Below are 21964 nucleotides of genomic sequence, written 5' to 3'. Positions count from 1 at the left end.
GCGGCCGACGGGGTGTTACCCGATCGCGACAGCTCCAGCCAGGCCGATGGCGCCGATGAGGAGGGTCGCGGCGGCGCCCAGCAGCAGCGGCTTCCGCCCGACGGTGACCAGGGCGCGTAGGTCGACGCCCAGCCCAAGCGCGAACATCGCCGCCGCAAGCAGGAGTTGCTGCACATGCCCCAGGGTAGCCAGCACGGGCTCGGGGATGAGGCCGGTGGTGCGGGCGGCCATGGCGGCCAGGAAGCCGACCACGAACAGGGGGACCGCCGGAGGCAGCCGGACGTCACGGCGCTGGTCAACCGGAAGCGTCCGGACGCGCCGTCGCTCCCGGACGGCGAGCACCCCCATCACCGGGGCCAGCAGCGCCACGCGGGCAAGCTTGACCGTGACGGCCACGCCGAGCGCCTCGGCCCCGACGAGCCCCGCCGCCGCGACCACCTGCGCCACCTCGTGGGTGGAGGCCCCGATCCACATCCCCGCCGCGGCCGGCGTCAGGCCGAGCAGCGCGACGAGGACAGGCAGCGCCACGATCATCCCGGTGCCGAACACCACCACGAGGGCCACGGCGGTGGCCACCTCCTCCTCGTCGGAGTCGGTCACGCCCTCGGCCGCCGCGACCGCTGCGGCCCCGCAGATCGAGAACCCGGCCGCCACCAGCAGCGACTGTTCGGCGCCCAGCCCGAGCCGCCGCCCCAGCCAAGCGGTGGACGCGAAGGTGACGGCCACCGCCGTCGCGACGAGGGCGAGGGTGGCGGGGCCGAGCCCGGCCACGGTCACCAGCGACACCTGCAGCCCCAGCAGCACGATGCCCACCCGCAGCAGCCGTCGGCCCGCCACCGTGACCCCCGGCGCCCACGTCGCAGTCGTCCCGCGGGCGGTCCGCCAGGCGACTCCCGCGAGGATCGCGACCAGCAGCGGGCTGGCGATCGGCACCACCTGGCGCACCGCGACCGACGCGACGGCGGCCACCAGGCAGGCGGCCAGCCCGGGGGCGACGGAGCGGAGGGAATTCATGCCTCTACCGTGCGCCGAACACGCGCAGCGGCGGTAACCCGATCCGGACACCAGCCCATATGATCGCGATATGACCACCCCTCCGGACGAGCCCGGCCTTCCGGCCCTGCGGCTGCTGGTCGCCGTCGCCGAGCAGGGGTCGCTGGGCGCCGCGGCCCGGGAGATCGGCATGGCGCAGTCCAACGCGAGCCGCGCCCTGGCCGGGCTGGAGCGACGACTGGGGTTCGCCGTCGTGCACCGCAGCGCCGCCGGCTCCGACGTCACGCCCGAGGGCGCGCTGGTGGTGGGCTGGGCGCGCGAGGTGGTGGAGGCCATGGACCGGCTCATGGCCGGCGCCGGTGCGGTGACCGCGACGGCCGGGGGAGCGGTGACGGTGGCGGCGAGTATGACGATCGCCGAGTACCTGGCGCCCGTGTGGCTCGCGGCGCTGCGGCGCGCCCAGCCCGACGCCGCCGTCTCGCTTGAGATCCTCAACTCCGACGCGGTGATCGAGGCGGTCCGGCACGCGCGGGTGGCCGTCGGGTTCGTCGAGTCGCCGGACGTGCCCGACGACGTGTCCAGCCGGCTCGTCGGCCGCGACCGGCTCATGGTGATCATCCCTCCGGAGCATCCGTGGGCGGAGCGTCGCGGCGGGGTGACGGTGGCGGAGTTGGCCCGCACGCCGCTGGTCGAGCGGGAGACGGGATCGGGCACCCGTCGATTCCTGGACCGGGCCGCGACGTCGGCGGGGGTGACGGCGCGGGCCACGCCGGTGGCTCAGCTGTCGAGCAATGCCGCGATCGGCGCGGCCGTTGCTGCGGGGTTGGGCCCGGCGGTGTTGAGCAACCACGCCGTCCGCGGTGCGCTCATGGACGGCAGGGTGCTCGCCGTCCCGGTCGACGGCGGGCCAATCGAGCGGGAGCTGCGCGCGGTGTGGCTGGGCGGGCCCGCCCCGCGCGGCGTGGCGGGGAGGCTCGTCGACCTGGCCGCGTCGACCCCGCTGTCCGCGTGACCGCGGGCGAGGAGCGCAGAGCCGAACCCCCCTCCCGCGGGCTGAGGTGCGCAGCGACACCCCCACCCGGTGGCTGAGGCGCGAGGAGCCAGGCGACGAGCCTCGAAGCTAAGAAACGTACCTTGTCAGCTCACGTTCTTTAGGCTTCGAGGCCGCTTCGCGGCACCTCAGCCAGCGGTAGGGGCGTTCCGCGGCAACCTCGGCTCGCACTCGCTGTCTGAGGAGCTAGGGGCGCAGAGCCGAACCCCACCCCGCTGGCTGAGGAGCGCAGCGACACCCCATCTCGCTGGCTGAGGTGCGAGGAGCGAAGCGACGAGCCTCGAAGCCTAAGAAACGTTCCTTGTCAGCCCACGTTTTATAGGCTTCGAGGCCGCTTCGCGGCACCTCAGCCAGCGGTGGGGGGCGTTCCGCGGCAACCTCGGCCCAGCCAGCGGTAGGGGCGTTCCGCGGCACCTCAGCCGGCGGCAGGGCGTCGACGACAGGCTCCGCAGCCTCAGGCGCCGTACTCGTTGTCGGTGACGTGCTCGAGCCAGGTGACCACCTCACCCTGGTCGTCGGCCTCGTGGATGGCGACGTGCGCCATGAACCGGTCGGAGCTGGCGCCGTGCCAGTGCTCCTCGTTCGGCTCGATGTAGACCACGTCGCCGGGACGGATCTCCTGCACCTCTCCTCCCCGTCGGGCGACGTACCCGATCCCGTCGGTGACGTACAGGGTCTGCCCCTTGGGGTGACGGTGCCAGGCGGTCCTGGCGCCCGGGGCGAACCGGACGTGCGCGGAGCCGACGGCCGACTGCTCGTCCGGGGTGCGAATGGCGTCGACGAACACGGTGCCCGTGAACCAGTCCGCGGGTCCTTGGGTTGTCTGACCGCCGCTGGGGGTGAACTTCATGGGGTGGTTCCTTTCATGTGTCCGGGTTCTGGACCAGCCTGAGCAGCGAGCCGTCGGGGTCGAGCAGTGCACCGATCCGCATTCCGGAGGCCTCAAGTATGGGCCGCTGGACACGCGGCCACCCGACGGTTGTCTCGGGGATACCGGCAGCGAGGCACTCGGCGTGGAAGGCGTCCACGTCGTCGAGGCGCAGGCACGCTCCGAAGGATGACGTTGCGGGGTCGAGATCGGCGAAGGGAAAGAACTCGACGACGACGACGCCCCGCCTGAGGATCAGCCAGCCCGAGTCCTGGAAGACGACCGAGAACCCGAGCCGCGCGTAGAACGCGACGGTCGCGGCGAAGCTGCGCGACGGGAGGTTCGGCGTGGCGTGATCGACCATCCTCGACCCTAACCCGATGTGGGCCAGCTGATCAGTCACGCGTCACTTTGGGTCCGGCGGGGCGTGTTGCTTCTGGCTCATGATCAAGGCGAGGAGCGTGTACCCCGCGAAGACAACACCCGCAGCGAGCGCCGTCAGGTAGAGCGCCTCGTCGACGCCGCGCCAGACGCCGAGGATGATCAGTGTCAAGCTCGCCGCGATGATGATGTGAAGTGGCAACCCGACCAGGGGGAAGACCCGGTCCAGCGGCTCGGGAGCCCTGTTCATCGCCTTGGTCTCGGGGGTTCGGGAATCCACGACCAGCACGACTACCCAGATGACCAGGGCCGCCAGGGCCGACGACAGCCACAGGGCGTGATCGTGGACCCCGTAGCCACTCACGGCGACGGGAACCAGCGCGGCGACGACCACCCAGACACCGAGTCCGAGCACAGACCTGAGGTAGACCAGGTCGTGGACGTCCGTGACGCGGGAGCTTCGCGCGCCGATCAGGGCGCCGAACCCGACGTATACCCCGGCGATCTCGGCGAACTGCATGAACACTTCGGCCTTCATGGTGCCTCGGATCCAGACGCTGCCTCACACCATCATCGGAGCTCGTGCGCCTGTTTCCAGGCTAATGGTCACCCTGGCGCCGGGGGCCGTTTGGATCAGCTCGGGAACTGGGTGCGGGCACTCGTGCCGACGGCGGGCCCATCATGCCCACCGAGCCTTCCTTGGTGGCTGAGCGTGGCCGACGATCGGGTCACGCGCCCTTGGCCAGGTAGTGGTCGATGGCCTCACGGGCTAGTTCGGATTCGCTCACTCCCTCCGACCAACAACCTCCACGAACAGTCGTGCAACATGAGCCGGGATACGTTCAACGAAACCGATCGGAAGGAGCCCCAGGACGGGGCTGACTGGCCTGAAAGCGAGATCGATTTCGGTGAGGCGTGTGGAAGTCGTTCAGAGGCCGTTATCGAGCGCGATGCCGGTGAAGCTGGCGAGTTCATCAAGGAGCAGGCGCTGGAAGTTCTCGTCGTGGGCCGCGGGGTGTGGCTTCGCGAGCCGTTGGTGGTGCCAGTAGCCGCCAGTTGTCCTGGCCCGGGGGTCGTCGCTGGTGGCGAGCCACTCCTGTGTGAGGTGTCCCAGGCGGAGGTCGTCGGGGGCGGAGGGTCCGCCCATCCTGGTGGGCACCCAGCCCGGGTCGACGGCGTTGCTGAACGTGTGGGGCCAGCGGCGGGCCACGGCCATCGCGAGGGTGGTGACCAGCAGCTTGCTGTCGGAGTAGTTGCCGGCCCGGGTGCCCGCCCAGTCGATGTGTGCGAGGTCCGGGCGGCCGCCGCGGTGCATGCCGCTGCTGAGGTAGACCAGCCGGTCAGCGCGCAGCATGCAGGCGGTGAGCAGGTAGGGCGCCACGACGTTGACCGGGATCACCGCCGGCCCCGAGTACACGCCGGCGTTGTGGATGACGGCATCCATCCGGCCCAGCGCGTTCACCCGTTCCGCGACCGCACGGGTCTGCGCCATGTCGGAGAGGTCCCCGACCACCAGCGCCGCCCCTCTATCGAGGAGGTCGCGGACCGCGTCGCGACGATAGGGGTGGCGCACGTGGACGACCACATCGTGTCCGGCCCGCAGGAGTTCGCTTGCCGCCGCCTTGCCGAGGCCGTCGGCCGATCCGGTGACGAGGATTCGCACGTGGGTCAACCTACCCGCGCCGAGACGCCGTCGACTCACTGCCGGGCTTCGAGCCGCTCCATCGCCTCAATGGTTCACGCTCACGCGCCGTTGCCTGCCTCCCCCCGATCTACCTGACGAGGTTGCGGGCAAAGTGGGTCAGCGGCCCGTAGGCGAGCGGCGAAGATCGTAGGTGGACAGCGGCTCGGGGCCCGCGACCACGCGGCGGGTGACCTGCAGAATCGCGTCCTCGTTAGGGTCGACGCGCCACCGGACCAGGGCGATGGAGCCGTTGTCGATCTCCAGTGCGGTGATGTGCGACGGGTAGATGCAGCTGCCGGAGTTGAAGTAGGGCATCTGGTTGCCCCGCGGGAACTTCTCGCGGTGGGTGTGGCCGCAGATGAGCGCCATCCGGTTCTGACGGATCCACTTCACGTAGTTGCGCTCCACCTTGTGCCGCTTGTAGGAGTTGGCAACGGGGCTGGTGGGGCTGTGGAACCCGAACGCGTGCGCGTACCTCCAGAACGCGCGCATCATGAATCGGCTGAACCTCCAGGCCTGGTCGTTGGGGAAGTCGCCCTGGTGCCCGTGCACCAGCAGGACGTCCTGCCCGGTCTCCCGGTGCCGGAACACCACCGACTCCACCGCCTCCAGACCGTGGAAGAAGGGCTCAACCTCACCGGTCACCGCGTCCTTCGCGGTCCACAGGTGTTGCCGTACGAACCTGGGGTCTCTGAGGTCGAGGTCGTGGTTGCCCCACATCCGGATCAGCCTGCCCGCGTGGTGGAACTGGAGCATCTGCTCCCACACTGCGCGGTTGGCCCTGATGATGTGCTTGTAGTCGTGTTCCCAGAGCTCGTCGCCGTCGCCGGCCTCGACGTAGGTGAAGCCGTTCTTCCAGTAGTAGTCCATCGCGGCCGTGAACGAGTTCTTGTTCTTGAGGAACTCGTCGGACTTGGAGCCGTCCCCTCGGTGGCAGTCGCTCATGATCACGTAGCGGGAGGTGTCGTCGATGAGCTCGACGCGGGCGTCCCTGTAGGCCTCTGTCAGCCGTGTCATCGTCTTCACAGCAATCACCGCCATCACTGTCGTTTCCCTCGATCATAGGTCGGTGGCGAGGGCGGCGTCCGCCAATCGCTCGGGAGGCCTGGGGCACCCGAATCTCCGCGTGCATCGCGGACGTGACCGAGGTACCTCCGGGTGTCCCGGACTCCAACCCCCAACGTGACCAGCCCGACCGATAGGCTCCATTCCACGATGAGTAGTACTGACACCTTCGCACCCGGCAACGTCGTCGTGGTGCGCGACGAGGTCAAGGCGCGTGTCACTCAACGTCTCAAGCTCTGGGAGATGACATGACTACTCGTGACGCTGAGTCCAGGCTTGCGTCGGCGGGCGAGACCCGCATCCACCGCCTCTCTTTCACTCCTAAGGACGTGGGTGCTTGGACAGACGACCAGGGGCGCCACCGCAACTGGCCTGTCGTTTACACCCTCAATAACAACAAGAATGTGTATATCGGTGAGTCGCTCAACGCGGTGGGCCGCCTCACCCAGCATCTAGATTCAGAGGCGAAACGCGGCTTGGAAGCTGTGCGGATCGTCATCGACGGAACTTTCAATAAGTCCGCCTGCTTGGACCTCGAGTCCTTCTTGATACGCATGTTCTCCGGTGATGGGCGCTATGAGGTGCTCAACAGGAATGACGGCGTCACGAACGCGCAGTATTTCGAGCGCGATCGCTACCAACGCAAGTTCAGGGAGATCTTTCAGACGCTGCAGGAGCAGGGGCTTTTCACCAAGAGCGTCCCTGAGATCGAGAATTCTGATCTCTTCAAGCTTTCCCCTTTCAAGGCCTTGAATCAAGATCAGGCCGCGGTGATTGAGGACTTACTGGAGGGACTCTTCGAGGACCTCGAGCAGGGACGAGGCGGAGCTGCAGTTGTGGAGGGCGGCCCTGGGACGGGAAAGACCATCGTCGCGATCTACCTCATCAAGCTGCTGGTGGACATTCGCAACCGCAATGATCAGGACAACCCTGACGTGGAGTCAGTTTTCAGCGATTTCTTCACACCGGGGCATCCCGAGCTGCTTGCGGGAGCACGCATCGGACTGGTGGTTCCCCAACAATCCCTCCGCAAGTCCGTCCAGCGAGTCTTCGACAAGACGCCGGGGCTCTCGCGCCGGATGGTGGTGACGCCATTCGAGGTCGCGAGCGATCCGCTAGCCTATGACATCCTCATCGTTGATGAGACGCACCGCCTCACGCAGTACGGTGCCCAGGCGATGGGCACGCTGACCAAGAGTTTCAGGGAGAACAGTCAGCGACTTGCATCCGCTGACGAGGATTGGAGCGGCCTCACGCAGATCGACTGGGTGATGCGTAGGAGCAGGCACCAGGTCTTCCTTTTCGATGATGCACAAAGCGTGCGACCGGTAGACGTCCCAGCAATGGCGCTCGAGAAGATGCGCGGCTTGGCGTCGGCCGGCCAGCGACGCTACCGCCTGATGTCACAGATGCGTGTCCAAGCAGGGGACGACTACGTCCAGTACGTCCGCGCAGTCCTCGCTGGGGGGAACCCGACGCCTCGGAGCTTCGGTGACTATGACCTTCGCTTCTATGACGACTTCACCGCCATGCGCACAGACATCGTAGACCGCGATCGTCAGCACGGCTTGGCCAGACTCGTGGCTGGCTACGCTTGGCCATGGCGGTCGCGCTCCAAGCGGAGCGGTGAAGAGATTGGCAGGGTATTCGACATCGAGATCGACGGTGTGAAAATGCTCTGGAACAGGACCCCGACGGACTGGATCAATAGCCGAACCTCACTGGAGGAGGTCGGCTCGATCCATACGGTGCAGGGGTACGACCTCAACTATGCTGGTGTCATCATCGGCAATGATCTGAGGCTCGACCCTGTGAGCAAGTCGATTGTCTTCGACCGGGCCAACTACTTCGACGCCAAGGGAAAATCGCTGAACAACAACTTGCTAGGAACCAGACTGACCGACGATGATATTCACCACATGGTCAGGAACATCTACGGCGTCTTGTTGACTCGGGGAATCCGGGGGACTTATGTCTATGTTTGCGACATCGAATTGCGCGAGCATCTACGCAAGTATTTCGGCATCTATGGATGAGGAAGGGATGAAAAATGGGCGAGAATAGGTCTATTCAAGAACTGACTCACTCCATTCGCCTCTTCTCCCAGGAGCGAGATTGGGAACAGTTTCACGACCCGAAATCCCTCATCCTCGCGCTGGTCGGGGAGGTCGGTGAGTTGGCCGAGCTGTTCCAATGGATCAGAGCGGATGACGCAGTAGCGCGTTTCACTGAACCCGAACGGAATCGTCGTGCGGCGGAGGAGATCAGTGATGTGCTGATTTACCTACTGCGACTGGCAGATGTTCTAGGCATCGATGTTGCCAGCGCGGCTGAGGAGAAGCTCGAAAGTGCTGGACGGCGCTTTAATCCCAGCGAGTTCTCCGGTGTCGCACCAGATAAGCGATGATCTGCTCGGAGCATGCGGCAAGCTCAGCCATCGTTTCCTAGGATCACCCCGTTTTCTGCGCCATAATTCAGCCGGCAGCGGCAGTGATGCGAGGCGGGAGGCCGGGGCACTCGTCTTGCCCGAGTCGCCCTCCCTCGCGGCCGCTCGCCACACCTTGAGAGTCGGCCCCTTGCCGATTACATCGAGGATGCAGAGCCGAATCAGCCGGCGGAGAAGGACTGCAACTCTGTCAGGGAAGCCTGCCATATAGCCGTTGCGTCGGTGAACTCACTCATGGCACCCATGTCCTGATCGATGTACACCTTCTGCATGGCGTCACGCAGTGTCTCGAGATCGTCGCGGACCGTGGTCGCGGCGGCCTTGACCTCCCGGTTGGCCACGGTATCCGCGACGGAGCTGTAGGCCTCGATCAAGGCGGACCAGGAGTCGACGGCAGCCTGGGGATCCAGGGTGTCGATGGACGCGATCTCTGACAACTTCTGGCTGGCCTCCTCCAATGGGCCAGCCATGCTCAGGCATGCCTCGGCGACGGACTGCTCCGAGCCGGTGTCCGCGCTCGAGCTGGGTGCAGCCGTCGTCGGCGCATCGGCCGGAGGAGTGGAGGTGGTGCCGGCTGGGCTCCCGGAGCACGCTGTCAGGGAGCGAGCGGCCACCGTGGCGATGACAGGGGAGACAATGCTGCGGTTCAAGGGCATCGACACGCTCGCCCGGGCCGCGCTGCAGGGGGCGGGGGCCAGCGTGAGTGAGGCTGTCGCGGCGGTGCTGGGGGTGGGGCGAACCGACATCGGGGGCCGCACCGACGCCGCCTGGCGCCAGGTCGTGCAGCGCGCCGGGGAGAACCTCGACGAGAAGCTCCGCAAGCCCGCGTTGCTGCGCGTCCAAATGGCGAGTGTTCCGGCTCAAGTCGCCGGCGGGGATTGGCTGCTGGCTCAGCACTGGGACCGAGCTGGCTGCGGTCATCTGATTGATGGATCTTGCCCGGCAGGGGGGTCCCGTACAGGCATTGCGGTAACCAAGAACCGCAGACCATCGCCAAGGAAATGTCGATAACGATTGTGAGCCGCAATGATTTGGCTACCGGCATGATCGGAGCCAGGCCTTCCTGCTAGGTTGCCAGCTATGACTAGTAACTTTGGGGGAAATCAGTCAGGGCCTTACGGGGCCCCTTACCAGGTGCCGGGTCCGCCGCCACCACCGCCACCTGCGGCGGGCAAAGGGCTGGCGATCGGCGCCTTGGTGGTCGGCGTCCTCGCGTTCTTGCTGGGCTGGGTACCGGTCATCGGCTTGCTCGCCGGTGGGGGAGCGATCGTGCTTGGAGTGCTAGCACTCAAGCGTTTGCAGTCGAAGCCCTTGGCGATCACCGGAATCGTCCTGGGCGGACTCGCTGCGGTGACGTCACTGATCATCACTGCCGCGCTGATCCTGGCGCCGAGCGAAGTTTCTGATGGCTTCGAGGAAGGGGTGGCGGCCGCGACTGTGGCCGCGACCGAGGCACAGGTCACGACGGTCGAGGAAGTCGCGCCAGAGCTTGCCGTGGTGCCAGATGTGGTCGGCATGCCTGTGTCGGAAGCGATCGTCGCGTTGCAGGATGCAGGTTTCACCGTTAACGACGGAGGAGGGGATGCGAGCGACGTAGTGTCCGCGACCGATCCCGCGGTCGGTGCAGATGTGGAGGTAGGTTCGGCGGTATTGCTGGTTGCTGAGCCCGCGCGGGTGGAGGTGCCCAACGTTGTCGGTATGGCCGTAGGAGAAGCTGAGAGTACTCTGAGCGCCGCGGGGCTGACGATCGGAGCGGGTGACTCGCCTGAGGAGTACGTCATCTCGCAGCAGACGCCAGCCGCTGGACAGGACGCCGAGGTAGGTGGCATGGTCACCGTTCAGGCGGCGCCTCGACCAATTGACAAAGCAGCGTACGTGACTCTCAACGAGCGAGAGTTTGGACTGATCGGCAAGGACCCTGACGCGCATGCTGGTGAGCGGGTCATTCTCTACAGCCACATCTTCCAGTTCGACTCCGTCACCGGTAAGTGTGGGTTCATGGCGAACTCCGCGAACACGGAGCAGGAGTACTCATTCGACTACGCGCAGAACACCGCGGCGTTCGCCGGTGATGGCGACACGAATTGCCCGATCCTGGATGACATCATCGAAGGTGATGTCGTGAAGGTGTGGGCGACCGTTTCTGGATCGTACGACTACGAGACGCAGATCGGCGGCAGCACGACCTCTCTGCTAATCCAGGTTGACGCTATTGAGTTCGTGTCCAGCGGGGACGAGTTCTGATGGCATCTCGCTGATTGGCCCACCTGAGCGTCAACTCGATTGGGCGGCGGGCGTGGTGGACCGCGCTTGGCCGACGCCGTCGGCGCGCGGCCTCCACAATCAAGGCATCGACGCCCTCGCGGGGGGCGGTCGCGGGGGTTGAAGCTCAACTACCGCACCACGGCGCAGAACCTGGCGTGGGCCGTCGGGGTGTTGACCGGGCAGGAGGTCGTGGACTCCGACGGCGAGGCTGAGACCATGGCTGGCTACCTGTCCGCGCGCACGGGGCCGAAGCCGGAGGTGCGGTCGTTCCCGACGCTGACGGCGGAGCTGGACTTCGCGGCGGACGTGGTCGGGTCCTGGGTGTCTGGTGGGGACGTGGCGCCGGAGACGGTCGCAGTGCTGGTGCGCGACCGGGTGACCCGCGACCGCGTCGTCGCCGGGCTGGGGGAGCGGGGCGTCGAGGTGCGGGCGCTGGAGACGGGCTCGGTGAAGGCCGGTTACCCGGTGGCGCTGACGATGCACCGGGCGAAGGGCACGGAGTTCGCGCGGGTGCTGCTGTTCGGGTTGAGCAAGGACTTGATGCCGATGGGGCTGAAGGCCTACGACTACGACGACGAGGAGCTGAGCGAGGCGCAGCTGCGGGAGAGGTCGCTGCTGTACGTGGCGGCGTCGAGGGCGCGCGACGAACTGGTGGTCACGTACAGCGGCACGCCGTCGTCGCTGCTACCCAACGTCACAGGCATAGTGGCACCCGGCGAGGCCGTGGAGTAGAGGCAACAGATGATTCGGCTGAACATGGCGGTGTCACGACCTCAGGGCAACCGGCGCCACGTTCCTTCCGACACCACCTCAACGCGATCATCCGCGACCTTCAATGCCGACTGGTCATCGAGCACGTACGCGGGCTCGTCGAGCTGGGCGGCCCACCTCTCGGCGTGCGCCATGCTGTTGTCGGGAAAGACGTCCAGGTGGGGGAAGAGGCAGAAGTCCACGAGTCCAAGCGTTCGGTCGTCGGCGGCGCCCGCCCATTCCACGAACTCGGTACCGATACGCGGCGTCAGGACCATGCTGCCGGCACTCACCCCCACCCACACCGTGTCCACGAGAGACGGAAGGAGGTCAGCCAAACCGGACGCTTTCAGCCAGTGTCCAAGATAGGTGGCATCGCCACCGTCGACCAGGAGCGCGTCGACCCCCCGTACCCATGGAACCCACCGGTCTGCACCGATGCTCGGGAGGGCCGTGAGCTCGAGCAGCCCAAGGGTGCGCCACGGGAGTGCGGCCATGCCGCCCCATGGAGGGACCCCGGCGACAGACCCGCGCACAGACTCAGGCCCGCACATCGGGTGGCCCCATTGGGCGGTCGGGATGAACAGTGCATCGGACTCCTCGATGGGCTTGCCCAGCAAGCCGACCAGCGCCTCCCGGATGCTGGGGTTGGTGATTCCTCCCGATGTCAGCAGTAGCTTCACGACACCACTGAACCACCTGCCCGCTCGGCGACGGCCGAAATCCCACGATCTGCCTCCCTCCCATCAAGGCGCTGGACAACCGCTCATGCTGCGCGTCGTATGGAGGGCTTCTCGACGGACGGACGCCTAGTCCCCGGCGAACAGCAGCATCGTCGGGTGGCTGGTGCGAAGTAGTCAGTGACGCCGTCGCCGCTGACACTGGTGGGCACCCCTCACGTCGAGATCGACGCGCTGTATCACGGCCCGAACTGGGTGCCGAGGGAGTCGTTTCTGGCCGACGTGTCCGCGCTGGCGGCGGGGGAGGAGTGGGTGACCGAGTGGCAGTACAGCAGCGCCCGCGCCATCCTCGCTGACCGTGCCGATCTGGTGGTCTGGCTCGACCTGCCCGTACCCAGAGTGATGTGGCAGGCGACCGCGCGTACCCTGCGCCGCCAACCGCCCAATGCAGTCCTCTGGAACGGCAACCGCGAACCGTCGCTCTCGACCATGTTCACCGATCCCAACCACATCATCCGATGGGCGTGGAAGACCCGCCGCGGGACGGCCGAGCGAATCTCCGCTCTGGTGGGTACACGTCCCGACCTGCCCGTTGTCCGACTGACCTCGCACGGTGAGACGCGCACATGGGTCGCCGGGCCGCTGGCGGCGTCGTCGCCCGGAGGCATGACCTACCAACGTGAGGGCGCGTAGTCCTTCAGGAAGACGCCGAACAGGTCATCGCCGGCCTGCCCGCGAACGATCGGGTCGTAGACCCGAGCGGCTCCGTCGACCAGATCCAAGGGCGCATGGAACCCCTCCTCGGCCAGCCGAACCTTCGTGGGGTGCGGGCGCTCGTCGGTGATCCAGCCGGTATCGACGCTGGTCATGAGGATGCCGTCGGACTCGAACATCTCCCGAGCGCTCGTCCGGGTAAGCATGTTGACCGCAGCCTTCGCCATGTTGGTGTGCGGATGGCCGGGACCCTTGTAGCCGCGCTCAAAGACCCCCTCCATCGCTGACACGTTGACCACGTACGCCCGGGCCGGACCCCTCGCCACGCTTCGCGCCGCCTCGGCCAGGCGGGGCCGCAGGCGGCTGATGAGGATGAACGGCGCCGTCTCGTTGCAGAGCTGCACCTCGAGCATCTCGAGCGCGTCCACCTCGCCGATGCCCTGGACCCAGCTGTTCGAGTCGTGAAGGTCCGGAACGAGCCCTCCCGCGTCGATCGCTGAGCCGTCGGCCAGCCGCGCCAGCGACGACGAGCCCGGTGCCAGCGCCATGTCTGTCAGGCGCTGGGCGTTGCGGGCGGCGGCCTCGGCATCCGCGTGATTGGCGGCCGAGCCGGTGACCGCGGCGTCCGCAGCGGCGAGCAGCGGGTGCGCCTTGACCGACTCGGCCAGCGCCAGAGGATGCAGGTCTCGTGCGTGCCCGAACGTCAGGAGCTCTGGGCCTTGGCCTTCGGGCCACAGCCCATCCGGGACCGGGATCGACTCCGCGTCGACGAGGGGCGCGTACGCACCAGGCGAGCGTCGTACGGTCTGCGCCGCGTTGTTGATCAGGATGTCCAGCGGGCCCCGGGCGGCCACCGCGTCGGCCAATGCGATGACCTGGGACGGATCACGCAGGTCGACGCCGACCACATGGAGCCGATGCAGCCAGTCCGCGGCGTCGGGCATCGCCGCGAAGCGTCGCACCGCGTCCCGCGGGAACCGGGTCGTGATCGTCGTGTGGGCCCCATCGCGCAGCAGGCGGAGCGCGATGTGCATGCCGATCTTGGCCCGACCGCCGGTCAGTAGTGCTCGCTTGCCGACAAGATCAGTCCGCGCCGCGCGTTTGGCGTGACTCATGGCCGCACACTCGGGGCAGAGCTGGTGATAGAACGCGTCCACCACTGTGTAGCGCTGCTTGCAGATGTAGCAGGGCCGAGCCTTCATGAGCGTCCCGGCCGTCGGCGCCTCGACGCCTGACGTGAGCGCCAGCCCCCGCGTCTCGTCATCGATGCGGTCGGGTGCCCCCGTGGCTGTGCCGGCGACGATGGCCTTGTCGTTGTCCTGGATCGCCGCGCGCCTGACGCCCCGGCGGTGGCGCTTGACCGACTTGAACATCCTGCTGGTCGCCCGTCGGACGGCCACGAAGTCGGGGTGGGCCTCGTCGAGCTCGTGGATGGTGCCCAGGACCCGCAGAGTCGCGGCCAGGTCGTCTGCGTCGACTCCGCGGCCGACAGCAGCCGAGGCGGGTGCTGGAGTGGGCTCGGGCGCTGATGGATTCGACACGGCGCTCAGCGTACTCAGGGCTCGGCCGCGGGCATTTCACGGCCCGCATGGTCGCCTCCTGGAGAAGACGGCCTGGCCGGTGACGCGCATCGCCGCGGCGTCTAGCTTCACCAGCGTCGTGAGGTTCAGGCAGAACTTCACCGCCACCTACGCCACCACGCCGACCGCCTATCGCCTATCGCCTATCGCCAGCGATTCTCAGCTTCCTCGACGTGACGCTCTTCCGGCCGTGAAAACCACCTAGCATCGCAGCATCAGAAGGAAACGAGGTGCGATGAAAGTGGTGGACCGGGCAGCCGCGCGCTTGGCGCATCTGGTGCGGGGCTGGATGGTCCTGGTGGCATTGGTGCTGTTCGCTGTGTTCATCGCGACGGTGCTCCCCGCCCAGGCTGAGGCTGCGGGGTTCTACACGGTCCGCCACCCAGCCCCGGACACATCCGTGTGGTACGCCCCGGACGACCTGTACGCAGCGGCCGAGGCGTGGGGACGAGAGGGCCGAGCCGCCTACGTCGACGCGCGCATCACGTTCGATGTCATCTGGCCGCTGGTGTACGGGGCGTTCCTGGTGACGGCGCTCGCGTGGGTCTGGGCGCGAGGGACAGCTCTTGGGAGTCGGTGGCGAGGGGTGGCCCTGCTGCCTGTCGTTGCGGTGGCGCTGGACTACGCCGAGAACATCTGCGCCGCGACGGTGATGGCACGGTATCCGGCTCGGACGCCGGTGCTCGCGGAGCTGGCGCCGCTCTTCACAGCCGGGAAGTGGCTCGTCCTATCGGCGAGCTTCATCTTGTTGGTGGTGGGTGTGATTGTCTCCTTTGTTGCGTGTGGTCGTTGTTCGCCCCCGCGCAGCTCCGGCTAAGGCCGTCAGAACCACGATGGGTGATCGGCTGAACTACTCACGCGCAAACAGGAGCATCGTCGGGTGGCTGGTGGCGAAGTAGTCGGTCACGCCGTCGTCGCGGACTGGGGCCGGGGGCGCGTACTCGGCTCGGTCCTCCCCGAGGTTGGCCGGCGGGTCGGCAGGTTCCGACCCAAGCGCTTCATGAACCGCGTCCCAGGCCGCCAGGGCCTTGCCCTCGCCGCCCTCCCAAGGATGGAACTGACGGGTGGTGAGGATCTCCATGGCGCGCTTGGCCTGGCCATCGGAGACGAGCAGCATCACGTACTCGATCGTGAAGTCGTCGCGCCTCAGCACGAGCTCCTCGACGTCCCGCAGCCGGGAGAGTCGTTCGGCGGGTGTCTGTCCCAGCCGGGTGGCCAGCTGGTCCTGCTCGTAGCGGATGCGGGCGTCGGTGGGGGCGGAGGCGACCGCTTCCTCGTAGCGTTGCCAGGCCATGCGATCGTCACGGGCGACGTTGTAGCTGGCCAGGCCGGCATTGCGCAGCAGCACCGGGTGGGTGAAGCCGAGCGCGATCGCGGCGTCCCACAGCTCCATGGCCTCGGTCCTGCGGTGGTTGTGGTAGTGGAGCATGCCGAGCAGGAATCTCGCGACGGGGTCGGACTCGTCCGCGGCGACGGCTCGTACCAGCGCGTCGTGGGCGTCCAGTCCGTGGGGGAAGGCCCGGTCGAGGTCGGCACTGCGGGCTTGGGATCGGCGTGCGGCGGCGTCGTCGTCGCGGCCCACGTCCTCGAGCACCGCGGCGGCAACGTAGTGCGCGAGCGGGCGGAAGTTGCCCTGTGCGGTGATCGGCGCGGCGACGGCGTCGTCGAGGACGGCAAGGGCTTCGCTCAGGGACCCGGCGTGGATGAGGTCCCACGCCACGTCCAGCAGGATGCCGGCATCGTTCGGATGCCTTGGTCTGGAGAGCACGCGGAGCATGGCGTCCAACGGGTCGATCCGGAGCCCCTCCTCCAGCAGCTTGCTGGCCGTACCGTCGTCCCCGAGCCGCCGCAGGATGATGGCGCGCAGGGCGGTCCGCCGCGGGTCGTGGCCGACGACGCCGTCGAGGGTATCGAGGACCCGCAGGCTCGCGCGGTTGTGCCCCTGCTTCGCCAGCAACTGCGCCAGCTCGAACCCCGCCCCCGGCGCCCAGCGGGCGTCCCAGCCGGCCTTGCCGAGGTGTCGCGCGGCCTCCTCCTCGCGGCCCATCCGGCGCAGGGTGAGACCGGCCAGGTAGTAGGCCTCGGTGTCGGTTGGGTTGGTGTTGCGCCTGGTCAGCCTCTCGATCGCGGTGGTGGCATGGATCAGCGCTGACTCGTACCGCCCGATCCGGTACTCGTGCTCGGCCAGGGCCAGGTTGGAGCGGATGTCGCCCGGGTCCCTGCGCAGCGCCTCGCGCCAGTAGGTCAGGGGTGAGCGGGTGGGGTGGCGGTACTGGTGCAGGTGCCGCCCGGTGAGGTAGAGCTCCTCCGTCGTCTCGATGGCATCGGGTGCGGGTGGCTCCCGGGCCACCCATGGCTCTCCCTTGTCCTCGACCACGGTGGGCGTCCACCGCACGAGGAGGCGGCCGCACGCATCCAGCAGTTCCGCGGTCAGGTCACCGCGGCCCGCGGCCTCCTCAGCGACCGACTCCGCGACGCCGGGCGCCATGTCGGTGGTCCGCTCGGCCACCACGGCGCCGTCGCGGAGGAGTCGCAGCCGCGCGCCCGGCTGGGGTGAGGTGACGGCGAACCTTGCCCCGGCGGCGCCGTCGCGGGCGACATTGACCGCGGCGTCAGGAGTCGCCTGATGGGCGGGCCCCATCTCCGGGATGGGGTACCAGTGCTGCGAGAACACCTTGGTCTCACCCGGCATCAGCCAGGCGAAGTCGGGCTGGTTGTCGGTGTAGACGCCGGCCATGAGCTCGATGTAGGGGCCGTCAGCGTCGGTCAACTGGGCGTCCCAGGCGTGGCCGAAGGGGGCGTCGCCCCACGTCCACATCTTCTTGCCGGGAGAGAGGCGCCGCTCCGCCCAGTGCACGATGCCGGCGCCCCTGGTGTGGTCGTAGCCGCCGAAGAAGTCCTGCTCGGAGTCGACGACCATGTACGACGTCGGCACGGGGATGTTGTGATAGAAGTCGATCCGGTTGGACCCAGGGTTCTCTCGGCCGCGTTTGGCGTAGTCCACGCCGTAGTAGTCCCGGTCGGCCTCGGGGAAGGCGGTGATGGCGCGTCGGGCATGGTCCGCGACGTGACGCACGTCCTCCGGGAAGAAGGACTGGTACTCGTCCCCCACGTAGGCGGCGACGTTGGCCCACCACAGGAACGTCTGGCGCGTGCTGGTGCGGTTGTGCAGGCGGACTCGGACTTCCACGACGGAGCTGCCCGGCCGCAGCCGCACGCCGTGGTGGGCCGACATCCGTTCGAACGGCTCGTGGTCGTGGCACCAGACGGTGACCGAGCCGTCGTCGTCGTGCTCGATGGTGAACTCGGTGGGCAGGTAGGTTCCGGGCCGGTGGTGCTGGGGCCAGTTGAACTCGACTCCGCCGCTGATCCACGGGCCCCCGAGGCCCACCAGGGCCGGCTTGATCACGTTGTTGCGGTAGAAGAAGTCGTAGCCGGTGGTCTTGTCGTACCCGATGTGGAGGCGGCCACCCAGTTCGGGGAGCACCACCAGCCGGACGTAGGCGTTCTCGAGGTGGACCGCCTGCCACTGCCTCTCGACGCCGTCGTCGGCGACCTGGTCGGTGAACGGCAGCGGGTAGACCTTGCCGCTCGAGCCCTGGTAGACGCGGTGGTCGAAGTACATCGGGTGGACGCTCGGCGTCCCGGCCTCGTACGTCAGGATGGTCAGCGGTTCACTCCAGGCGACGGCGTTGCCGGCCGCGAGGACCGGGCGCACCTCGGCCGGGGCGTCCGGCAGCGTGATCGTGCTCGGGCTGCCGGGCTCGCTCGAGGCCGCGCTGGTCGCGCGCTGGGTGGTGGGCATGGGGATCTCTCCTGAGTTCTGGATATCTGCTTAGGGGCTGTCGTCGACGCATCATGAGATGTTCAGTCAACCCCGGGCGGGAACCTGTTCTCGTTCTACATTGAACATGTGACGATGCTAAGCACGGCTGCATCCCTTGTATATCTAGAGATCATCGAAGAACATGGATGATCCGCTGATCCGTCGTCGACTCGTGTGGGACGGCTTCCCGGGCGAGAGGCTGCGGGTACTGGCCAGGCCGGTGAGGCAGGCGGCGCTGGTGTCACCCATCACTGGTCGGCTGCTCGTGACGGATGTCGGCTACTTCCCACACGCCTTGGCGCATGGAAGGAGCCGCCCCAGGGGGAGCGCAGATGCCATCGTGATCCTGGCTGTTGCCGGCTGTGGCTATCTCCGAGCGGGCGAGGACGAGTGGCGTGTGGAGTCGGGACAGGCCGCCGTCATCAGCCCGAACACCCCGCACGTGTACTGGGCCGACGCCAGGGATCCGTGGACCATCTGGTGGATACACATCGACGGGACGGCAGTTGCCGAGCTCACGGACGCGATCGTGTGTGGCGACGATGCCGCAGTGTTTCCCGTGCGCGACCTCGTCAAGGCGTCGGAACTCATCGACGAGATCCTGACCAAGTACGAGGAGGAGGAGAGTTCGGCAACGATCACCGCCGGTGGCGGGATTGCGTGGCATCTGCTGACCCAGCTCGCAGCCCAGCGTCTGGGCGGCCATCCGGATCACGTCGATCGCATCGACCTCCTGCGCACCTACATCCGCGACAATCTGACATCGACGATCCGCGTGGAAGAGCTCGCCTCGCTCGTGAACCTGAGTCCCTCCCACACTGCCTCGATCTTCCGCTCCGCCGTCGGCACCAGCATCACGGACTACATCAAGCACCAGCGGTGCGCGAGGGCGCGGGAACTCTTGATGACCACCAGCTACTCCGTCACGCAGATCGGCCGGCTGGTCGGCTACAGCGATCCCCTGTACTTCTCGCGGCAGTTCACCAGCGTGAACGGCGTGTCACCTCGGGCGTTCCGGGCCTCCCGCTGATCGATCCAGACCTACTCAGCCTGTATGGCGATGGTGGTCAGCCTCGTGACGAGTCGCCGCATCGTGGGGATCCCGCGGCAGATGAACCGTCCATGAGCCAGGCGGCGGAGCGGACCGCGACAAGGTCGGCGTAGCCGCCGTGTGCCACGCTTGCGGCGTGTCTCTGCTCACCTCCGCTCAGCCACTGCAGGCGTGCCCGCGCCGCGTGCTGGTCGCTGGCACCTCCGGGTCGGGCAAGACGACGTTGGCGTCCCGCATCGCAGGTCAGCTGGGCATCCCTCACGTCGAGATCGACGCGCTGTATCACGGCCCGAACTGGGTGCCGAGGGAGTCGTTTTCTGGCCGACGTGTCGGCGCTGGCGGCGGGGGAGGAGTGGGTGACCGAGTGGCAGCGCGGCAGCACGACCTCTCTGCTAATCCAGGTTGACGCTATTGAGTTCGTGTCCAGCGGGGATGCCTGCTGGCATCTCGCTGATTGGCCAACCTGAGCGTCAATTCGATTGGGCGGTGGGCGTAGGGGACCGCGCTTGGCCGACGCCGCCGACGCGCGGCCTCCACAATCAAGAGCATCGACGCCCTCGCGGGGGGTGGTGCGGGACCCGGGCCGTGGGGCGGTCGCGGGGGCTGAAGCTCAACTACCGCACCACGGCGCAGAACTTGGCGTGGGCGGTCGGGGTGTTGACCGGGCAGGAGGTCGTCGACTCCGACGGCGAGGCCGAGTCCATGGCCGGCCTCCTGTCCGCCCGGACTGGGCCCCGGCCGGTGGTGCGGTCGTTCCCGACGCTGACGGCGGAGCTGGACTTCGCGGCGGACCTGGTCGGGTCCTGGGTGGGCAGCGGTGAGGCGGCGCCGGAGACGGTCGCGGTGCTGGTGCGCGACCGGGTGACCCGCGACCGCGTCGTCGCAGGGCTGGGGGAGAGGGGCGTCGAGGTGCGGGCGCTGGAGACCGGCTTGGTGAAGCCCGGCTACCCGGTGGTGTTGACGATGCACCGGGCGAAGGGCACGGAGTTCGCGCGGGTGCTGCTGTTCGGGTTGAGCAAGGACTCGATGCCGATGGGGTTGAAGGCCTACGACTACGACGACGAGGAGCTGAGCGAGGCGCAGCTGCGGGAGCGGTCGCTGCTGTACGTGGCGGCGTCGCGGGCGCGCGACGAACTGGTGGTGACGTACAGCGGCACGCCGTCGTCGCTGCTACCCACCCCCGCTTGAGCGGTGCTGCCACGAGTCCCAGCGCTGGTGTTGGACTGGGTCACAGCCGGATCTGTCGATGGTCGGTCGTTCAAGATCGCAAGGACAAGATGCTCACGTTTGCTGAGTTCGAGCCCTCGCGTTTGCAGTGATCACGGTCACGCTCAGGGGGTGGAACACGCGGTGCCACTGTGGGCGCGTCTCCGTGGTAGGGGGTTCGGCACGTGGGGGTGGCGGGCATCCTTGCCGCGGAAGGGCGCCGGTAGTGGCGGTGACCTGCCACCGTGCTGAGCGTGGAGGGCGGCGGTGGGGGACCGTCTCCGCGCTGGGGTGGCCCAGCGTCTGAGGGCTCCTGACCGCGGCGACACTCGCCTCTCCGGCGATGGTGTTGAGTGGCAGGTCTGGTCTCGTAGTCGGCACCAGAACTGCCACGCGACCCGTCGCCAACCAAGGCGCAGCCCATCGTGCCCGCTGAGATGCCGCACGAGGCTGGCCTTAACCCGGGCCTTCTATGGATCGAGCGTTCCAGCCCGCCCCCGATGGGCCGGTGCGCAGATCTGCCGACTGGAAGGTCGGCGTGGGGCGTTTCGACGGGCGGTGAAGCCCAGACTCATACTCTGTGTCCATGGTGACCTTGGGTGGTTGGCTCATGCTTCTGGGCTCGGTTGTCTTCTTCGTCGGCGCGGCCTATGGCGTCCCGCGGGTCTTCACGGTGCGGGAGCCCGACGAGCGCCTCGCATTGCTGCAGGCCGGGGCCGACGCATGGAGGAGGGCGCAGTGGCTCTACGCCGCGGGCCCGTTGCTCGCTGCGATGGGCGTGGTGGTCCTGGGGACAGCCTGGTCCGGGGAGGACCGGCTGCTCGCCGGTGGCGCCGGAATCGCCATGCTCGTGGGTGCGGTGTTGTGGAGCGTCAGTTGCGCGCGTCGCGGCCGTCGGATCGAGGAGTTCGCACGTGGAGAGCTGCCGGCCTCGTCGTGGCTCGGCTATGTGTGGCTGACGCTGGCCGGCCTGGCACTACTCGGTGTGGCGTGTCTCGGCTTCGCGACGTGGGTCGGGGTGGTCGTGTTGATCGCAGCTGTGGCCTTCGTGGCGCTGTTCGTAGTCACTCGTGACATTCCGCCGTTCGTCTTCTACGTCGTACTCACGATCGTCGGAATCTGGGTCATCGCAGCACAGCCGCAGTAGTTGCACGGCGTCACAATTGGCGCTGAGGCGGGGTCGTGGCGTCGGCACGCACTACACGCCACACACCGTTCGCCCGAGCCCACGTTGCACGTAACCTCGGCTCATGAGTGTCAGGGACAGGGTGAGGCAGCACCGCCATCGCATGCGTGCGCGCGGCTACCGTCCCGTGCAGGTATGGGTGCCCGACGTGCGAACTGAACAGTTCGCACGTGAAGCGCGGCGGCAGGCCGCTCGTCGCGCAGTTCGACCGCCAAGGC

At 67.5% G+C, this 21964-nt stretch carries 22 protein-coding genes and 1 pseudogene; 13 read left to right on the top strand and 10 right to left on the bottom strand.

The window, feature by feature from the left end:
* Positions 1 to 15: 15 nt before the first annotated feature.
* Positions 16 to 1014, bottom strand: a complete 999-nt coding sequence (locus tag ACZK5D_RS06830; protein WP_463664737.1) for a YeiH family protein — start codon at positions 1012 to 1014, stop codon at positions 16 to 18.
* Positions 1015 to 1084: 70 nt separating this feature from the next.
* On the opposite strand from ACZK5D_RS06830, the gene ACZK5D_RS06825 reads away from it, so the two are divergent.
* Positions 1085 to 2005, top strand: coding sequence for a LysR family transcriptional regulator (locus tag ACZK5D_RS06825; protein WP_463664736.1), 921 nt, complete (start codon positions 1085 to 1087; stop codon positions 2003 to 2005).
* A 493-nt stretch (positions 2006 to 2498) separates the two neighbouring features.
* On the opposite strand, the gene ACZK5D_RS06820 is transcribed toward ACZK5D_RS06825, so the two are convergent.
* The 5 genes from ACZK5D_RS06820 to ACZK5D_RS06800 all read right to left on the bottom strand — a co-directional run bounded on the left by ACZK5D_RS06820 (position 2499) and on the right by ACZK5D_RS06800 (position 5994).
* Complete coding sequence (locus ACZK5D_RS06820) at positions 2499 to 2894, bottom strand: (R)-mandelonitrile lyase (RefSeq protein WP_463664735.1); 396 nt, start codon at positions 2892 to 2894, stop codon at positions 2499 to 2501.
* A gap of 13 nt (positions 2895 to 2907) precedes the next feature.
* On the bottom strand, positions 2908 to 3276 hold the full coding sequence (locus ACZK5D_RS06815; RefSeq protein WP_463664734.1) for a bleomycin resistance protein: 369 nt from the start codon (positions 3274 to 3276) through the stop codon (positions 2908 to 2910).
* A 42-nt stretch (positions 3277 to 3318) separates the two neighbouring features.
* A complete protein-coding gene (locus tag ACZK5D_RS06810; protein WP_463664733.1) occupies positions 3319 to 3831 on the bottom strand; it encodes a hypothetical protein in 513 nt (170 codons plus the stop codon).
* Between the two features lie 390 nt (positions 3832 to 4221).
* On the bottom strand, positions 4222 to 4956 hold the full coding sequence (locus ACZK5D_RS06805) for an SDR family NAD(P)-dependent oxidoreductase (RefSeq protein WP_463664732.1): 735 nt from the start codon (positions 4954 to 4956) through the stop codon (positions 4222 to 4224).
* Between the two features lie 138 nt (positions 4957 to 5094).
* Positions 5095 to 5994: a metallophosphoesterase family protein gene (locus tag ACZK5D_RS06800; protein WP_463664731.1), complete on the bottom strand. Its 900-nt coding sequence runs from the start codon at positions 5992 to 5994 to the stop codon at positions 5095 to 5097.
* A gap of 296 nt (positions 5995 to 6290) precedes the next feature.
* Between ACZK5D_RS06800 and ACZK5D_RS06795 the strand changes: the two genes are divergently transcribed.
* Both ACZK5D_RS06795 and ACZK5D_RS06790 read left to right on the top strand, forming a co-directional pair.
* Positions 6291 to 8078, top strand: coding sequence for a DNA/RNA helicase domain-containing protein (locus ACZK5D_RS06795; protein WP_463664730.1), 1788 nt, complete (start codon positions 6291 to 6293; stop codon positions 8076 to 8078).
* 14 nt (positions 8079 to 8092) lie between these two features.
* Complete coding sequence (locus ACZK5D_RS06790; RefSeq protein ID WP_463664729.1) at positions 8093 to 8449, top strand: nucleotide pyrophosphohydrolase; 357 nt, start codon at positions 8093 to 8095, stop codon at positions 8447 to 8449.
* 200 nt (positions 8450 to 8649) lie between these two features.
* Here the strand turns inward: ACZK5D_RS06790 and ACZK5D_RS06785 are convergent, their stop codons facing one another.
* Positions 8650 to 8958: a hypothetical protein gene (locus ACZK5D_RS06785; protein WP_463664728.1), complete on the bottom strand. Its 309-nt coding sequence runs from the start codon at positions 8956 to 8958 to the stop codon at positions 8650 to 8652.
* A gap of 166 nt (positions 8959 to 9124) precedes the next feature.
* On the opposite strand from ACZK5D_RS06785, the gene ACZK5D_RS06780 reads away from it, so the two are divergent.
* The 3 genes from ACZK5D_RS06780 to ACZK5D_RS06770 all read left to right on the top strand — a co-directional run bounded on the left by ACZK5D_RS06780 (position 9125) and on the right by ACZK5D_RS06770 (position 11485).
* Entirely contained in the window at positions 9125 to 9499 is a 375-nt protein-coding gene (locus ACZK5D_RS06780; protein WP_463664727.1) for a hypothetical protein, read from the top strand.
* A 186-nt stretch (positions 9500 to 9685) separates the two neighbouring features.
* Positions 9686 to 10732, top strand: a complete 1047-nt coding sequence (locus ACZK5D_RS06775; RefSeq protein ID WP_463664726.1) for a PASTA domain-containing protein — start codon at positions 9686 to 9688, stop codon at positions 10730 to 10732.
* A gap of 138 nt (positions 10733 to 10870) precedes the next feature.
* On the top strand, positions 10871 to 11485 hold the full coding sequence (locus ACZK5D_RS06770; protein WP_463664725.1) for a 3'-5' exonuclease: 615 nt from the start codon (positions 10871 to 10873) through the stop codon (positions 11483 to 11485).
* Between the two features lie 41 nt (positions 11486 to 11526).
* On the opposite strand, the gene ACZK5D_RS06765 is transcribed toward ACZK5D_RS06770, so the two are convergent.
* Positions 11527 to 12186 carry a Type 1 glutamine amidotransferase-like domain-containing protein gene (locus tag ACZK5D_RS06765; protein WP_463664724.1) on the bottom strand — a complete coding sequence of 220 codons (660 nt, stop codon included), beginning with the start codon at positions 12184 to 12186 and terminating at the stop codon, positions 11527 to 11529.
* A 177-nt stretch (positions 12187 to 12363) separates the two neighbouring features.
* Between ACZK5D_RS06765 and ACZK5D_RS06760 the strand changes: the two genes are divergently transcribed.
* Positions 12364 to 12876 (top strand): P-loop NTPase family protein, encoded by a 513-nt coding sequence (locus ACZK5D_RS06760; protein WP_463664723.1) that lies wholly within the window; start codon positions 12364 to 12366, stop codon positions 12874 to 12876.
* Here ACZK5D_RS06760 and ACZK5D_RS06755 read toward each other — a convergent pair.
* Positions 12855 to 14438 carry an SDR family NAD(P)-dependent oxidoreductase gene (locus ACZK5D_RS06755; protein WP_463664722.1) on the bottom strand — a complete coding sequence of 528 codons (1584 nt, stop codon included), beginning with the start codon at positions 14436 to 14438 and terminating at the stop codon, positions 12855 to 12857. The two genes, ACZK5D_RS06760 and ACZK5D_RS06755, sit on opposite strands and share 22 nt — an antisense overlap.
* A gap of 274 nt (positions 14439 to 14712) precedes the next feature.
* Here ACZK5D_RS06755 and ACZK5D_RS06750 point away from each other — a divergent pair, with 274 nt between their 5' ends.
* Complete coding sequence (locus ACZK5D_RS06750) at positions 14713 to 15294, top strand: hypothetical protein (protein ID WP_463664721.1); 582 nt, start codon at positions 14713 to 14715, stop codon at positions 15292 to 15294.
* Between the two features lie 33 nt (positions 15295 to 15327).
* Here ACZK5D_RS06750 and ACZK5D_RS06745 read toward each other — a convergent pair whose 3' ends face one another.
* Positions 15328 to 18282, bottom strand: a complete 2955-nt coding sequence (locus tag ACZK5D_RS06745) for a DUF5107 domain-containing protein (protein WP_463664720.1) — start codon at positions 18280 to 18282, stop codon at positions 15328 to 15330.
* A 163-nt stretch (positions 18283 to 18445) separates the two neighbouring features.
* Here ACZK5D_RS06745 and ACZK5D_RS06740 point away from each other — a divergent pair, with 163 nt between their 5' ends.
* The 5 genes and pseudogenes from ACZK5D_RS06740 to ACZK5D_RS06720 all read left to right on the top strand — a co-directional run.
* Positions 18446 to 19333, top strand: coding sequence for a helix-turn-helix domain-containing protein (locus tag ACZK5D_RS06740; protein WP_463664719.1), 888 nt, complete (start codon positions 18446 to 18448; stop codon positions 19331 to 19333).
* 139 nt (positions 19334 to 19472) lie between these two features.
* Positions 19473 to 19760, top strand: coding sequence for an AAA family ATPase (locus ACZK5D_RS06735; protein ID WP_463664718.1), 288 nt, complete (start codon positions 19473 to 19475; stop codon positions 19758 to 19760).
* Positions 19761 to 19939: 179 nt separating this feature from the next.
* Entirely contained in the window at positions 19940 to 20542 is a 603-nt protein-coding gene (locus ACZK5D_RS06730) for a 3'-5' exonuclease (protein ID WP_463664717.1), read from the top strand.
* A gap of 604 nt (positions 20543 to 21146) precedes the next feature.
* The gene (locus ACZK5D_RS06725) at positions 21147 to 21707 is read left to right on the top strand and encodes a hypothetical protein (protein WP_458993711.1); all 561 of its coding nucleotides are present in this window, start codon (positions 21147 to 21149) and stop codon (positions 21705 to 21707) included.
* A 103-nt stretch (positions 21708 to 21810) separates the two neighbouring features.
* A pseudogene (locus ACZK5D_RS06720) lies at positions 21811 to 21882 on the top strand (antitoxin MazE-like protein); the annotation flags it as partial.
* Between the last annotated feature and the right edge of the window lie 82 nt (positions 21883 to 21964).

This window comes from Tessaracoccus yangjingae, assembly GCF_055326235.1.
Note: the sequence above shows the minus strand (reverse complement) of the source record. Positions and strands in the feature narration are given on the sequence as shown.

What these genes read in the sequence shown, in the direction of transcription:
- ACZK5D_RS06830 (WP_463664737.1), bottom strand. Translation starts at nt 1,014, where the DNA reads ATGAATTCCCTCCGCTCCGTCGCCCCCGGGCTGGCCGCCTGCCTGGTG.
- ACZK5D_RS06825 (WP_463664736.1), top strand. Translation starts at nt 1,085, where the DNA reads ATGACCACCCCTCCGGACGAGCCCGGCCTTCCGGCCCTGCGGCTGCTG.
- ACZK5D_RS06820 (WP_463664735.1), bottom strand. Translation starts at nt 2,894, where the DNA reads ATGAAGTTCACCCCCAGCGGCGGTCAGACAACCCAAGGACCCGCGGAC.
- ACZK5D_RS06815 (WP_463664734.1), bottom strand. Translation starts at nt 3,276, where the DNA reads ATGGTCGATCACGCCACGCCGAACCTCCCGTCGCGCAGCTTCGCCGCG.
- ACZK5D_RS06810 (WP_463664733.1), bottom strand. Translation starts at nt 3,831, where the DNA reads ATGAAGGCCGAAGTGTTCATGCAGTTCGCCGAGATCGCCGGGGTATAC.
- ACZK5D_RS06800 (WP_463664731.1), bottom strand. Translation starts at nt 5,994, where the DNA reads ATGACACGGCTGACAGAGGCCTACAGGGACGCCCGCGTCGAGCTCATC.
- ACZK5D_RS06795 (WP_463664730.1), top strand. Translation starts at nt 6,291, where the DNA reads ATGACTACTCGTGACGCTGAGTCCAGGCTTGCGTCGGCGGGCGAGACC.
- ACZK5D_RS06790 (WP_463664729.1), top strand. Translation starts at nt 8,093, where the DNA reads ATGGGCGAGAATAGGTCTATTCAAGAACTGACTCACTCCATTCGCCTC.
- ACZK5D_RS06785 (WP_463664728.1), bottom strand. Translation starts at nt 8,958, where the DNA reads ATGGCTGGCCCATTGGAGGAGGCCAGCCAGAAGTTGTCAGAGATCGCG.
- ACZK5D_RS06780 (WP_463664727.1), top strand. Translation starts at nt 9,125, where the DNA reads ATGCTGCGGTTCAAGGGCATCGACACGCTCGCCCGGGCCGCGCTGCAG.
- ACZK5D_RS06750 (WP_463664721.1), top strand. Translation starts at nt 14,713, where the DNA reads ATGAAAGTGGTGGACCGGGCAGCCGCGCGCTTGGCGCATCTGGTGCGG.
- ACZK5D_RS06745 (WP_463664720.1), bottom strand. Translation starts at nt 18,282, where the DNA reads ATGCCCACCACCCAGCGCGCGACCAGCGCGGCCTCGAGCGAGCCCGGC.
- ACZK5D_RS06740 (WP_463664719.1), top strand. Translation starts at nt 18,446, where the DNA reads ATGGATGATCCGCTGATCCGTCGTCGACTCGTGTGGGACGGCTTCCCG.
- ACZK5D_RS06725 (WP_458993711.1), top strand. Translation starts at nt 21,147, where the DNA reads ATGGTGACCTTGGGTGGTTGGCTCATGCTTCTGGGCTCGGTTGTCTTC.